Origin of the sequence: Mesorhizobium sp. BR1-1-2, from assembly GCF_020165435.1 — a bacterium.
Classification (GTDB): domain Bacteria; phylum Pseudomonadota; class Alphaproteobacteria; order Rhizobiales; family Rhizobiaceae; genus Mesorhizobium.
Map to the genome: position 1 here is coordinate 331,342 of NZ_JAIUID010000006.1, position 13,721 is coordinate 345,062.

Annotated in this window: 13 protein-coding genes; 7 read left to right on the forward strand and 6 right to left on the reverse strand. The window is 63.9% G+C overall.

Annotation, left to right across the window (positions count from 1 at the left end; all coding sequences use genetic code 11):
• The first annotated feature begins 64 nt into the window (after nucleotides 1–64).
• The 4 genes from LB551_RS16880 (at nucleotide 65) to LB551_RS16895 (ending at nucleotide 5,811) form a co-directional block, all read left to right on the forward strand.
• Nucleotides 65–1,225, forward strand: a complete 1,161-nt coding sequence (locus LB551_RS16880; RefSeq protein ID WP_224659909.1) for an MFS transporter — start codon at nucleotides 65–67, stop codon at nucleotides 1,223–1,225.
• Nucleotides 1,226–1,329: 104 nt separating this feature from the next.
• A complete protein-coding gene (locus tag LB551_RS16885; RefSeq protein ID WP_224659910.1) occupies nucleotides 1,330–3,390 on the forward strand; it encodes a prolyl oligopeptidase family serine peptidase in 2,061 nt (686 codons plus the stop codon).
• A 258-nt stretch (nucleotides 3,391–3,648) separates the two neighbouring features.
• A complete protein-coding gene (locus tag LB551_RS16890) occupies nucleotides 3,649–5,028 on the forward strand; it encodes an aspartate aminotransferase family protein (protein WP_224659911.1) in 1,380 nt (459 codons plus the stop codon).
• 138 nt (nucleotides 5,029–5,166) lie between these two features.
• Nucleotides 5,167–5,811, forward strand: a complete 645-nt coding sequence (locus tag LB551_RS16895) for a cytochrome c oxidase assembly factor Coa1 family protein (RefSeq protein ID WP_224659912.1) — start codon at nucleotides 5,167–5,169, stop codon at nucleotides 5,809–5,811.
• 270 nt (nucleotides 5,812–6,081) lie between these two features.
• Here the strand turns inward: LB551_RS16895 and mmsB are convergent, their stop codons facing one another.
• The 3 genes from mmsB to LB551_RS16910 form a co-directional block, all read right to left on the reverse strand.
• The gene (gene mmsB, locus LB551_RS16900) at nucleotides 6,082–6,966 is read right to left on the reverse strand and encodes a 3-hydroxyisobutyrate dehydrogenase (protein ID WP_224659913.1); all 885 of its coding nucleotides are present in this window, start codon (nucleotides 6,964–6,966) and stop codon (nucleotides 6,082–6,084) included.
• 71 nt (nucleotides 6,967–7,037) lie between these two features.
• Nucleotides 7,038–7,406: a four helix bundle protein gene (locus tag LB551_RS16905; RefSeq protein WP_224659914.1), complete on the reverse strand. Its 369-nt coding sequence runs from the start codon at nucleotides 7,404–7,406 to the stop codon at nucleotides 7,038–7,040.
• Nucleotides 7,407–7,425: 19 nt separating this feature from the next.
• The gene (locus tag LB551_RS16910) at nucleotides 7,426–8,592 is read right to left on the reverse strand and encodes an isobutyryl-CoA dehydrogenase (protein ID WP_224659915.1); all 1,167 of its coding nucleotides are present in this window, start codon (nucleotides 8,590–8,592) and stop codon (nucleotides 7,426–7,428) included.
• A gap of 144 nt (nucleotides 8,593–8,736) precedes the next feature.
• Between LB551_RS16910 and LB551_RS16915 the strand changes: the two genes are divergently transcribed.
• Both LB551_RS16915 and LB551_RS16920 read left to right on the forward strand, forming a co-directional pair.
• Nucleotides 8,737–9,351: a dimethylsulfonioproprionate lyase family protein gene (locus LB551_RS16915; RefSeq protein WP_224659916.1), complete on the forward strand. Its 615-nt coding sequence runs from the start codon at nucleotides 8,737–8,739 to the stop codon at nucleotides 9,349–9,351.
• A 3-nt stretch (nucleotides 9,352–9,354) separates the two neighbouring features.
• Complete coding sequence (locus LB551_RS16920) at nucleotides 9,355–10,830, forward strand: cobyric acid synthase (RefSeq protein WP_140551383.1); 1,476 nt, start codon at nucleotides 9,355–9,357, stop codon at nucleotides 10,828–10,830.
• Here the strand turns inward: LB551_RS16920 and LB551_RS16925 are convergent, their stop codons facing one another.
• The 3 genes from LB551_RS16925 to LB551_RS16935 all read right to left on the reverse strand — a co-directional run bounded on the left by LB551_RS16925 (nucleotide 10,831) and on the right by LB551_RS16935 (nucleotide 13,052).
• Nucleotides 10,831–11,253 (reverse strand): VOC family protein, encoded by a 423-nt coding sequence (locus tag LB551_RS16925; RefSeq protein ID WP_224659917.1) that lies wholly within the window; start codon nucleotides 11,251–11,253, stop codon nucleotides 10,831–10,833. It lies immediately after the preceding gene.
• A gap of 84 nt (nucleotides 11,254–11,337) precedes the next feature.
• Complete coding sequence (locus LB551_RS16930) at nucleotides 11,338–12,177, reverse strand: helix-turn-helix domain-containing protein (RefSeq protein WP_224659918.1); 840 nt, start codon at nucleotides 12,175–12,177, stop codon at nucleotides 11,338–11,340.
• Between the two features lie 89 nt (nucleotides 12,178–12,266).
• Nucleotides 12,267–13,052 carry a TSUP family transporter gene (locus tag LB551_RS16935; RefSeq protein WP_224659919.1) on the reverse strand — a complete coding sequence of 262 codons (786 nt, stop codon included), beginning with the start codon at nucleotides 13,050–13,052 and terminating at the stop codon, nucleotides 12,267–12,269.
• Between the two features lie 184 nt (nucleotides 13,053–13,236).
• On the opposite strand from LB551_RS16935, the gene LB551_RS16940 reads away from it, so the two are divergent.
• On the forward strand, nucleotides 13,237–13,668 hold the full coding sequence (locus LB551_RS16940) for a TerB family tellurite resistance protein (RefSeq protein ID WP_140551387.1): 432 nt from the start codon (nucleotides 13,237–13,239) through the stop codon (nucleotides 13,666–13,668).
• The last annotated feature ends 53 nt before the right edge of the window (nucleotides 13,669–13,721 follow it).

Here is a 13,721-nt window from a genome sequence, read left to right on the forward strand (position 1 = left end):
GGCTTTGGGGCTTACGGCTGTCCGGTCGAAACGCTAAGCCTGCAGCCGAGAGGCGATGTGGATCATGGACCGGGTGGAACCGAAGCGCGACGAGACGATGCAGTGGGCAGCGATCACCGGTGTGATCGCGACCGTGTCGGTGTTCGCGATCGCGCAGGGATTGTCCTATCCGCTCTTGAGCTTCATCCTGCAGCGGCAGGGCGTTTCGCCTGTCATGATCGGCCTGTCGGCGGCGATGACGCCGATCGGCTTCATCGTCTCGTCGCCGCTCATTCCGTCACTGGCGCGGCGGTTCGGGGCAGGGCGCACGGCGCTGACCTGCGCGGCGCTCTCGGCGGTCGTGCTGGCGCTGATCGGCTGGACGCAGAATCTCCATCTCTGGTTTCCGCTGCGGTTCCTGATCGGCGCGGTGACCAATCCGCTCTATGTCTTAAGCGAAATCTGGGTGATCGCACTGGCGCCGCCGGCCCGGCGCGGCCGCATCATGGGCGTCTATTCCACGATCATCTCGGCCGGATTCGCCGCCGGGCCGCTTTGCCTGCTGGCCGTCGGTACGGAGGGCTGGCCACCATTCCTGGTCGGCATTTGCGCCTTCATCTTCTGCGGCGGCTGCCTGGCCCTGGTGATCAGGCGCCTTCCCAAGGTCGACGAGGCCGGGCATCGACTTTCGGTGATGGGCTTCATGCCGCTGGCATGGCTGCTTTTGTCGGCAGTGGTCGTGGCTGCCGGATTCGAGCAGGCGGTGTTGGCGCTGTTGCCCGTCTACGGCACGCATTATGGCATCGCCGAGACCCGCATGTCGGCGCTGCTGTCGACGATGATCGCCGGCAACATCGCCATGCAGGTGCCGCTCGGCCTGCTGGCCGAGCGGCTGACGGCGCGCCTGGTGCGGTTCATCTGCCTGGTGCTGACGCTGCTTGGCTGTCTGCTGCTGCCGCTATTGATCGAAACGCAGCTGGTCTGGCCGATGATCTTCGTCTGGGGCGCGGTGTCCTACGGCATTTATACGATGGCGATCATCGAACTCGGCGAGCGTTTCAGCGGCTCGGCGCTGGTTGCCGGCAATGCCGCTTTCTCCCTGATGTGGGGCATCGGCGGCATCCTCGTCCCACCGCTTGCGGGCGGTGTGATGGACGGGATCGGCGCGAGCGGCCTGCCGGTGACGCTCGGCGCGATCTGCCTGGCGCTGGCGGCTGCGACCGTCATCCGGCGGCGGATCGTGTGACGGCCTGAAGCGATCTGCCGCGATGACGCGGCTTCGACACCTTGAATCCGGCGCCCTTTGACGCGATGTAGGCAGGGCCGCCCCCCGATTTCCCGGAGACCCGCATGACCATTTCGACGACAAAGCCTGGCTTGGCGACCGATGATCCCTTTCTTTGGCTGGAGGAAAGGACGAGCAAGGAGGCGCTCGACTGGGTACATCGCCAGAACGAGGTCACGGTGGCGCAATTGCAGGGCGATCCATCCTACCAGGCATCGTTCGAAACCGCGCTCGATCTGATGACCGCCGAGGACAACATCGCCGTCGGCTCCGCGCTCAACGGCCACGTCTATAATTTCTGGCAGGACAAGACCAATGTGCTGGGCCTGTGGCGCCGCACGACGGTGGCTTCTTACAAGACCGACAGACCGGACTGGGAAACAATCATCGACTTCGACCAGCTCGCGGCGAAGGAGGGAGTGAAGTGGGTGTTCGGCGGCGCCAGCCGGCTCTACCCCGATTTCAACCGCTGCCTGGTTTCGATGTCGCCTGATGGCGGCGACGCCAGCGAGATGCGCGAATTCGACATCGCGGCCAGATCCTTCGTCGAGGACGGGTTTCGCGCGCCCGCTTCCAAATCCGGCTTCGGCTGGCTCGACAAGGACACGGTGATCGTCTCGGCAGCGTTTGAAGAGGCCGACAAGACCGAATCCGGCTATCCACGCGTGGTCAAGCTCTGGAAGCGCGGGACCAGGCTGGAAGACGCGACGCCGATCTTCGAGGCGCAGAAGGAAGACCTCGCCGTTGGCGCGGCGCTCGAGTTCGATGGCGACCGGCGTTATCTCGTGCTGGCACGAACGCTCAATTTCTTCGCTTCGCATATTTTCCTGCGGCTGCCTTCGGGCGAGAACAGGCGCCTGCCGCTGCCTGACGACATGACCGATACGGCGATCTTCAGAGATCAACTCGTCTTCAGTGTGCGCAGCCCGTGGACGGCGCCGGACGGCACGCTGTGCAAGCCCGACGGTCTCTATTCGCTGGACCTGGCGCGCTGGGTAGAAACCGGCGCACTCGGACCCGTCCAGACTTTGCTGGAACCGACGCATCGGGTGTCCATCGCAGGCATGGCCCGCACGCAGGACCGGCTGTTCATCAACCTGATGGACAATGTGCGCGGCAAGGTCGTCGTCTGCGCGCGCGAAAAGGGCGGCTGGTCGCTGAAGCCTGTCGCGCTGCCCGAAAACGGCAATGTCGGCATCAGCCACGCGGAGCATTTCGGCTCCAGCGTGTCCTTCTCCTTTACCGATTTCCTGACGCCGAGCTCGATCATCTGGTCCGACGACAATGGCGAGACGCTCGCCACCGTGAAGTCGCAGCCGTCGCGATTCGATGCTTCGCCGCTCGTCTCGGAACAGTTCGAGGCGCGCTCGAAGGACGGCACGATGATCCCCTATTTCGTCGTCAGGCGGCGTGACCAGAAGGGCCCGGTGCCGACATTGCTCTACGGCTATGGCGGCTTCGAAGTGCCTTTGCTGCCCGGCTATGCCGGTGTGCGCGGCAGGCTGTGGCTGGAGAAGGGCAATGCCTATGTGCAGGCCTGCATCCGCGGCGGCGGCGAGTTCGGTCCGGCCTGGCACCAGGCAGCGCTGAAGGGAAACCGGCAGAACGCCTTTGACGATTTCGCCGCGGTGGCCGAGGACGTCGTCAGGCGCGGCATTGCGACAGCCGCCTCGCTCGGCATCCAGGGCGGCTCGAATGGCGGCCTGCTGACGGGCGTCTCGCTGACGCAGCATCCTGAGCTGTTCGGCGCCGTCATCATCGAGGTGCCGCTGCTCGACATGCTGCGCTACACCGAATTGCCGCCCGGCGCGTCGTGGATGGCCGAATATGGCGATCCGTCTAAGCCGGAAGATGCGACCTGGCTGGCCGCCTACTCGCCTTACCAGCATGTCGGGGCCGGTGACTATCCGCCGGTGCTGCTTACTACCTCGACCGCCGACGACCGGGTGCATCCGGGCCATGCGCGCAAGATGGCCGCCCGCCTGCAGGAGGCCGGCCATGCCGGGACCCTCTTCTTCGAGGAGACCGAAGGCGGCCATGGCGGCCGCGGCGACCGCCGGCCGCAGGCGGCGCAGGCCGCGATGAAGTACGTTTTCCTGCAAAGGGCGCTGGGCGGGAAGGGCTGAACCGAAAGCCATCGGACCAGAGCAAAGGGTGGTTCACCTTGAACCTTCTTTGCTCTAAGGTGCCCTCATGGCTCCCGGGGTGACATTGGCCGGCCTTTTCGGGGTTCGGGTATTTGGGGGCGCGGTGACGCCGTCGCCGCGCACGTTGCGCGCCGAGCTTTTGCGGCTTTGCGCCCGCATCGGCTATTCGCCACCCGCCATCCTCTGAAGAATCCGCCCCGGCGCAGCCGGATTGGTTCCAGAGGAAAGATCAAATCCATGACCTATCAGAATTATTCGCTGAAGCAGCTTCAGCAGCTCGACGCCGCGCATCATTTGCATCCGTTCACCGACCATAGGGAATTGCGCGAGGCCGGATCGCGCATCATCACCCACGCCAATGGTGCCTTCATCTATGATTCCGAAGGGAACGAATTGCTCGACGGCATGGCCGGGCTGTGGTGCGTCAATATCGGCTATGGCCGCGACGAGCTCGCCGAGGCCGCCTATGCGCAGATGAAGGAACTGCCTTACTACAACTCCTTCTTCAAATGCTCGACGCCGACGCCCGTGCTGCTGTCGAAGAAGCTGGCGGAGATCGCGCCGAAGACCATCAACCAGGTGTTCTATGGCTCCTCCGGTTCGGAAGCCAACGACACCGCGCTCAGGCTTGTGCGCCACTATTGGGCGCTCGAAGGCAAGCCGCAGAAGAACCGCATCATCTCGCGCAAGATGGCCTATCACGGCTCGACCATCGCCGGCACGTCGCTCGGCGGCATGGACGCCATGCACAAGCAGCTCAACGGAGAGGTGCCCAACATCGTCCATGTGATGACGCCGTACGCCTACGAGCTGTCGCTGCCGGGCGAGAGCGATCATGATTTCGGCCTGCGCGCGGCAAAGGCGGTCGAGGACGCCATCCTCGAGGCCGGCGCCGACAAGGTCGCCGCCTTCATAGGCGAGCCGGTGATGGGAGCCGGCGGCGTGAAGATACCGCCGGCAAGCTATTGGCCCGAGGTACAGCGCATCTGCCGCAAATACGATGTGCTGCTGATGCTCGACGAGGTCATCACCGGTTACGGCCGCACCGGCGAATGGTTTGCCGCGCAGACGCTTGGCATCGAGGCCGACACCATCACCACTGCCAAGGCGCTGACGTCGGGCTACCAGCCGCTGTCGGCGCTGCTGGTCGGCGATCGCATTGCATCGACGCTGATCGAGAAGGGCGGCGAGTTCAATCACGGCTATACCTATTCCGGCCATCCCGTGGCTTGCGCCGTGGCGCTGAAGAACCTGGAGATCATGGAGCAGGAGGGTCTGGTCGATCGCGTCAGGACCGACACCGGGCCCTATTTCGCCAAGGCGCTGCAAGAGCGCATCGCCGGGCACGAGCTGGTCGGCGAGGTGCGTTCGATCGGGCTGATGGGCGCGATCGAGATCGTCAAGGACAAGGCGACGAAGGAACGGTTCCTGCCGGCGGGAAGTGCCGCGGTGACGGTGCGCGACCATGCGATCGCCAACGGAATGATGCTGCGGGCTACCGGTGACACGATGATCCTGTCGCCGCCGCTGATCTGGACCCGGGATACGATCGACATGGCCTGCGAGCGTATCGGCAAGGCGCTCGACCTGGCGCAAGCGGATCTGCGCAAGCGGTAAGAGAAATGGCCCGGCGTTCGTGACCGAGACGCCCGGCCGTCGATGACCCAATTGCCGGTCCCAGGCGCATCGGAGGGTTCCGGTCGCCGGCGCCATCGGCTACAACCGCCAAGGCAGTTTTTGCCGACGGGGGATGCCATGGCCGGACAACCGCTCAACCAGCCCGCCGAAATCCCGGCCGAGCTCGATCGCTGGAATTGGGGCGCCTTCTTCCTCAACTGGATCTGGGGCATCGGCAACTCCACCTTCATCGCGCTGCTGGCGCTGATCCCGATCGTCAACATCGTCATGATCCTCGTGCTTGGTGCGCGCGGCAGCCGCTGGGCATGGCGCAACCGTGCATGGCGCGATGCCGAGCAGTTCCGCAGAACGCAGCGCAACTGGGCGATTGCCGGTCTTGCCGTCTGGGTGCTCAGTATCGGGGGCTGCGCGACGATGGTCGGCAGCATCCCTTTCATGATCAAGAACAGTGACGCCTATCACATGACCATGGATGCCATTCGCGCCGACACCCGGGTGAAAGCCGCTATCGGCGACGACTTGACCGCCAATTTCTGGGTCGGCGGCCATCTCAACGTCGACGCGAATGGGACGGGTGACGCGCGGTTCAGCATTCCCATCCACGGCGCCAAGGGAAAGGGCACGGTGTTTTCGCACCTGGTTCGCAATGCAGGCACGTGGAGCACGCGCCTGCTCGTGGTCCGGGTCGATGGCGCCGATGCGCCGATCGTGCTGACCAATGAAGATCACGTGCCGATCCCGAACGCTGCAATCGGAATATGAGGGATGTCGGATCCTGGAACGCAAAAACCGCGCCCCACCGGGAACGCGGCTTTGCCAGGTACGCTTGGCGTTTCGCTACGCAAACACTTGGCGAAACTTACGGGCTCCGGTACGCGAGACCTGATCCGGAGCGCCGGGCGGACGCGACATCCGCCTCGCAATCCGTTTTACAGGGACATCGTTACCGCGGAGTTATCGAGAGCTTAAGCAAACCTAAATTTTGCGGTTCTTCGGCGAAGCGCACGAAAGAAAACGAGCTTTATCAACCACTTATTGATTGGCGCCGCGCAGAAAATTTATGATCCCGGAAAAATCGGCGCCGGCATTCCCTTGCGCGTTGAACAGGCCGTAGAGCTGTGTCGCTTCGGCACCAAGCGGTGTCACCGCGCCCGCGGCTTGAGCGGCTTCCTGCGACAGCTTCAAATCCTTCAGCATGAGTGCGGCGGCGAAGCCGGGCTTGTAATCGCGGTTGGCGGGCGAGGTCGGCACCGGGCCGGGCACCGGGCAATAGGTGGTCAGCGACCAGCACTGGCCTGAAGAGGTCGAGGCAACGTCGAACAGCGCCTGGTGCGCCAGGCCGAGCTTTTCGGCCAACACGAAGGCCTCGGCGACGCCGATCATCGAAATGCCGAGAATCATGTTGTTGCAGATCTTGGCCGCCTGTCCGGCGCCGTCGCCGCCGCAATGGACGATGCGGCCGGCCATGGGCTTCAGGATCGGCTCGGCGGCGGCGAAGGCATCGTCGGAGCCGCCGGCCATGAAGGTCAGCGTGCCGGCCGTGGCACCGCCCGTACCGCCCGAGACCGGCGCATCGACCGACAGCAAGCCGTGCTTTGCGGCAATGGCATGCGCCTTGCGCGCCGAATCGACGTCGATGGTCGAGGAATCAATGAACAGCGCGCCCTTCTTTGCCTTGGACGCGATCTCTTCGTAGACCGACAGGACATGCTTGCCGGCGGGCAGCATGGTGATGACGACGTCGGCATCCTTCACCGCGGCCGGCGCATTGGCCATGACGACGACGCCATGCTCGCGCGCGACGGTAAGGTTCTCCGGCACCAGATCGAAGCCGTGCACGGCATGCCCGGCCTTGACCAGATTGGCGGCCATCGGATTGCCCATATTGCCGAGGCCGATGAAGGCGATGGTGGTCATGGCGGTGCTCCGTGATCGAGTAGGGACTAGGCAGTAGGCAGTAGGCAGTAGGCAGTAGGCAGTAGGGCTGGCTACTCTGGCGTAAGTCTGAAAATGAGTTGGCGAAGCATTTTGCCGATGCCTTCGGTCGATGTCAGCAAGTGATCAGCTTGACCCGGCGTGGTAAGGCCAATTCGTTCGGCAATCTGAAGATGTGTCTCGAACTCCTTCAGCGAGCCTTGGGCAATCCGGAGAAATTGCTGGTAAGAGCCTCTGTTGTCTCGGCCATAACCTTCCGCGATGTTTGCAGGAATAGAGGTTGCTGAGCGGCGGATTTGGCTGGTCAACCCGTACAATTCTTCTTTTGGCCATGCCTTTGTCAAAGAATAGGTGGCGACAGCCAAATCCATCGCTTGCTGCCATACAATAAGATCCTTGTACGAATCGATTTTGCCGGTCATTTACTGCCTACTGCCTACTTTATCGCCCCATCAACGCGCGGGCGATGATGACACGCATGATCTCGTTGGTGCCTTCGAGGATCTGGTGCACACGCAGGTCGCGCACCAGTTTCTCGATGCCGTAATCGTGCAGGTAGCCGTAGCCGCCGAGCAGCTGCAGCGCATCGTTGGCGACTTTGAAACCGGTGTCGGTGACCAAGCGCTTGGCCATTGCCGACCATTTGCCCGCATCCGGCGCCTTGCGGTCGAGCCTGGAGGCGGCGGCGTAGAGGAAGATGCGTGCCGCCTGCAACTCGGTTTCCATATCGGCCAGCCGGAACTGCAAAGCCTGGAACTGGTTGATCCTGGAGCCGAACGCCTTGCGCTCTGATGTGTAGGACAGTGCCTTGTCGAGCGCCGACTGGGCCCCGCCCAGCGAACACGCGGCGATGTTCAGCCGACCGCCATCGAGCCCGGCCATGGCGATGCCGAAACCGGCGCCTTCACCCGATAAGAGATTTTCCGCCGGCACTTTGCAATCCTCGAAGATGACCTGGCGGGTCGACTGCATGTGCCAGCCCATCTTGTGTTCATTGGCGCCGAAGGAAAGGCCCGGCGCATCTTTCGGCACGACGATGGTGGAAATGCCTTTTGGTCCCTCGGAGCCGGTGCGCACCATAACGGCATAGACATCGCTGTCGCCGGCGCCGGAGATGAACTGCTTGGCGCCGTTCAGCACGTAGTCGCCGCCGCTCTTCACCGCCCGCGTCTTCAGGGCAGCGGCGTCGGAGCCGGAACCCGGCTCGGTCAGGCAATAGCTCGCCAGCCATTCCATGGAGGTCAGCTTCGGCAGGAAGCGCCGGCGCTGGTCGTCGTCGCCGAAACGGTCGATCATCGAAGCCACCATATTGTGGATCGAGATGAAGGAGGAAAAGGCTGGGTCGGCATGGGACAGCGCTTCGAAGATCAGCACGGCGTCGAGCCGGCCGAGCGCGGAGCCGCCGACATCGTCCCCGACATAGATACCGCCGAGGCCCAGCGGGCCAGTCTCGCGGATAACGTCGGCGGGGAAATGCTTGTTGCGGTCCCAGTCTAGCGCGTTCGGCGCGACCCGGTCGGCGGCGAAGGCCTGAGCCATCTCCTGGATGGCGCGCTGGTCCTCGTTGAGTTCGAACTGGCTGGTGCTCGCATCGACCGCGGCGTCCATAGCGTGCTCCCTATATGCTGGCCAGCGGGCTCGCTGGCCTGTCGTTTTTGGCTTTGCGCGCGCACCAATCTAGACCAATGATGCCGCCGCGCAACCCGAGCCGCCGCGGAGCGGTTGTGCGTCAATGCATGTTCGGAGCAAGATGTGACGACAAAATTCGATGAGCTGCTAGATCGGTTCCACGCCTATCTCGCTTCCGTGGATGAAGTCCGGGTGCAGGATGCGGTGGCGCGCATAGAGTGGGATATGCCCGCCCGCGAGCTTGAGCCGCATCCGCTCGGCTGCCTGCGCCATCTCGATCGCGCCGCCGAATTGACACCGGCGCGGGCCAAGCAACTGGTGCGATTTCTGGCGCAGGAGCGCGGCGAATTGCGCTGGGGCCAGACTTACGGCGAGGCGGATTTCGGCAAGGCCTTCATCGACAATTATGGCTGGCTCGAAATATTCGGCACCCGCGGCCACTTCGCCAATGACGAGGTCGCCGCCGGCGTGCTGATCCTTGGGCCCGGTATCGTCTACCCCGACCACCACCATGTCGCCGAGGAGATCTATATCCCGCTCACAGGCGGCACGGAATGGCGCATGGGCGAGGGCAGCTTTCACAAGCGAGAGGCCGGCGAGGTCGTGTACCACGCTTCCGAGGTCAATCACGCCATGCGCACCGGCAGGGAGCCGTTGCTGGCGCTCTACATCTGGCGCGGCGGGCCGCTGGCGCAGAAATCCACGATCACCGGGACCGCGACGCAGGGCAGGGGCTGAGCCATGGCTAAAGCCATCATGCTGCAAGGCACGGGTTCGGATGTCGGCAAGACCGTGCTGGTCGCCGGGCTGTGCCGCGCCGCTAAAAAGCGTGGGCTGAAGGTGCGTCCGTTCAAGCCGCAGAACATGTCGAACAATGCCGCCGTCGCCGACATTCCCGGCGACAACAGGGCTGGCGGCGGCGAGATCGGCCGCGCGCAATGGCTGCAGGCGATCGCCTGCGGCGTGTCGCCATCGGTTCACATGAACCCGGTGCTGCTCAAGCCGCAGACGGATGTCGGTGCGCAGGTCATCGTGCAAGGCAAGGTGTTCGGCGAGGCGCGGGCGCGCGACTACCAGGCGTTGAAGGGCCGGCTGATGGACGCCGTGCTGGACTCCTGGGCAAAGGTTGGCGAGGGCGCCGATCTCGTCATCGTCGAGGGCGCCGGCTCGCCGGCGGAGATCAACCTCAGAAGCCGCGACATCGCCAATATGGGCTTTGCGACGCGGGCCGATGTGCCTGTCGTACTGGTCGGCGACATCGATCGCGGCGGCGTCATCGCCTCGGTCGCGGGCACCCATCTAATCCTGTCGGAGGAAGACCGGCGCATGATCGTCGGCTATCTCATCAACAAGTTCCGTGGTGACGTCTCGCTGTTCGACGACGGCATCAAGGCGATCGAAGGGTTCACCGGCTGGCGCTGCTTCGGTGTCGTGCCGTGGCTGAAGGCGGCAGCGCGGCTGCCCTCGGAGGATTCGGTGGTGCTGGAACGGCTTGCCTCCGGGGAGGCGCGTGCGCTGAAGGTGGCGGTGCCGATGCTCGGTCGCATCGCCAATTTCGACGATCTCGACCCGCTCAAGGCCGAGCCGCAGGTGGAAGTGGTGTTCGTGCCGCCTGGAAAGCCGTTGCCGCAGGATGCGGGACTGGTGGTCATTCCCGGCTCGAAGTCGACGATCGGGGATCTGCTGAAATTTCGCGAAAATGGCTGGGACCGTGATCTTCTTGCCCATCGCAGGCGCGGCGGCCATGTCGTCGGCATTTGCGGCGGCTTCCAGATGCTTGGCCGTGTCGTGCGCGATCCCGACGGCATCGAAGGCAGCGTCACCGAAGCGGAAGGGCTTGGCCTGCTCGACATTGAAACGGTGATGGAACCGGAAAAGACGGTGCGCAACGTCAGCGCCCGCTCGGTGCCGTTCGACCTGCCGCTCGAAGGCTACGAGATCCATCTCGGCCGCACCACCGGCCCGGACATGCTGCGGCCGTCGGCGATCATCAACGGCGCCGAGGATGGTGCGGTCTCGGCGGATGGCAAGGTGGTCGGAACCTATATGCACGGCCTGTTTGGCGCCGACGCCTTTCGAGGGAGATTCCTCGAAAGCCTTGGCGTCAAGGGCGGCGGCATCGACTATCGCGCCGAGGTCGAGAGGGCTCTCGACGAGGTCGCGGCCCAGTTGGAAAGCCATCTCGACTGTGACGCGATCTTTTCGCTGGCGCGGTAGCTAGTTGGCCATTTCGCCTGCCTTCGGCCAGTAGGTGCCGAAGGACCAGACACTGCCCTCCGGGTCGCGGCAGATGAATTCGCGGCTGCCATAGTCGCGGTCGGTCAATTCCTGGAGGATCGTGGCGCCTGCCTTCTTCGCTTTGGCGTAGGCGGCGTCTGCGTCGTCGACGGCGATGTAGATCGACTTGCCGCCGCCTGAGCCGGGTTCGCCGACCATCTTGCCGTAGTCATCGTCGCGCGTGCTGCCGAGCATGATCATCGAGGAGCCGAAGACCAGTTCGGCGTGATGCACGACATCGCCTTCGCCGTAGCGGGCACGGACGCTGAAGCCGAAGGCATCGCACAGCCAGTCGATCATTGTTGCCGCGTTCCTGTAACGCAAGGCGGGGTACAGGCGGGGGGCTTCAGGTGATGCGGGCATGGCAACCTCCTTCATTCGGGCTCATCGATGAACCCAGTCTGAGCGACAGCTGTGCCGGCGTCTTGAAGAAATGTTACCCGGGCTTCACGCCTGTGCTGGAACCGGGAGCGCTGTCGGTGTCTCGCCGGCAAGGACGCGGAACTCACGCACCAGATGCGCCTGGTCGGCATAGCCGCAATCGGCCGCGATGTCGGCCCAATCGCCGGCTTGCTGCCTCGACAGGCCAAGCGCACGGTTGAAGCGGACGATGCGCGACAGCTTCTTCGGGCCGATGCCGGTCGCGTCGGCGAATTTCCCCGCCAGATGCTTGCGGCTCCAGCCCAGCCTGTCGGCCAGCGACGAGATGCGCATGCGGCCGCCCGAGGCGACGATCCTGTCGTAGGCCCAGGCAATTCCGACCTGCGTTTCCGGCGCAGCTGCCAGCCGGGCGGCGACGAACATCTCGACAAGTGCAAAACGCTTGCTCCAGCCGGCCGTGTTGCCAAGCCGCTCGCGCAAGGCGGTACCTTCGGGGCCGAGCACATCGTCCAGGCTGATCATGCGGTCCGTCAACCCGCTCATCGGCAGGCCAAAGAACCGGCGTGCGCCAAGCGGGGTGAAATTGACCTGAATGCAGCAGGCGCCGCCGAAGGATTCGATCATCACGGGTCCCGCATAGAGGCCGGCGGCGAAACTGGCGAAGCGATCATTGTCGCCGGGCGGCTTGCCCAGGCCGATGGCGAAGGGTTCGGCGAAGCTGATGACCAGAGGCACGGTAAGGGAGGCATATTCTACATTGCGGTAATAGCCGGGCGCCGTTTCGCGATAACCGCAAATGTCTGACACAATGCCCGCGAGGGCAGGGTTGGGACGGCGCCGGCGCATCTCGAACCGCCCGGGGACTGACTGGTCCTGTTCCTGCTGGCATGGCATCTCGATTGACATCGACAGGACTCTAGCAGAGCCCGGACCGGAATCAAAAGCGCCCGGCTTTTGGCCGGGCGCTCCAAGTGGCATTCCATCAGGCGCGCGGGTCACACGCCAATCAGGACGCGCAGCGGGTTTACCGGGTCTGCCAGGAGCTTCGCCGCCAGTGCGACGCAGACGATGACAAGCAGCGGCTTGATCAGCCTGGCGCCGATCCGCATGGCCAGACTGGCGCCGAGGCGGGCGCCGAGGAACTGGGCGACGCCCATCATCAGGCCGATCTTCCAGGAGATGACACCGACCGCGGCGAAGACGACGAAGCCGCCGATGTTGGAGGCGAAATTGAGCAGCTTGGTGTGGGCCGTCGCCTTGAGCACGCCGTAGCCGGCGAGCGCGACGAAGGCCAACATGTAGAAGGAGCCGGCACCCGGCCCGAACAGGCCGTCGTAAAAGCCGATGGCCGGCACCAGCGTTATCCCGAACAGGAAGGGCGTCATACGCTCGGCGCGATCGACGTCGGTCATGTTGGGCTTCAGGGCGAAATAGAGCGCGATGGCGATCAGCACCAGCGGCAGAAGCGCCCGCAGCAGATCGCCGGGCACGACCGTTGCCAGCAAGGCGCCGACGGCACCGCCGGCAAGCGCCAGCAGCGCAGAAGGCAGTTGCCGGCGAAGGTCGACATGGCCTTTCGCGGCATAGTGGATGGTTGCGGATCCCGAGCCGAACATCCCCTGAAGCTTGTTGGTCCCCAGCGCCTCGACCGGCGAGAAGCCGGCCAGCAGCAGTGCGGGAATGGTAATCAGCCCACCGCCGCCGGCGATCGAGTCGACAAAACCCGCGGCAAAACCGGCGAAGGCGAGCATGGCGACGGATTGTAAGGTGAGGTCGATCATCAGGTGGGAAGTATCAAGCCAAAAGACGCTCCGGCTTCGATCACGAACACCCCGTTTGCGCAAGACCGATTTCACGCTACTTCTATCCAAGCGTCGCGCCGGATTTTGTGTTTGTGCTGTCGTTATCCCGACCGCTGCGCTTTTTGGGCTACATGGATTAGAGGAATCGGCAAAGGGGCTTCCGATGGCATTCGAACTGCTCGACCAGATACGCTCGATCTTCGACGGCGACCCGGGCGTGCGCAAGGTGGCGGACGACCCCGTGTTGTCGGCGGAACTTCTGATGCTGTTCCGCATGATCCTGGCCGACGGAACGGTGAGCGAGAGCGAGATGGTTGCCTTCCGACGCATCTGCAAGGATGCCTTCGGCATTCCGGAAACCAGCATCGACGCCGTCATCGAATATCTCAACGAATTCGGCTACGAGACCAACGGCTCGCAGGCCATTGCGCTGTTTCGCGACCTCGATATCGAGCGGCGCAAGCAACTGGCGCAGCATATGGCCGAGATCGCCAAGGCGGATGCGCAATTGGCCGAGACCGAGGTACGCCTGCTGCGCCGCACGCTCGACCTGCTCGACATCAGCCCGGTCGACGTGGTGAAATCGGAGCCGTAGGTTGATGGGATCCCGGGCGGGGCCGGTTGCCCACGGCACCCTCCGGCATTTGT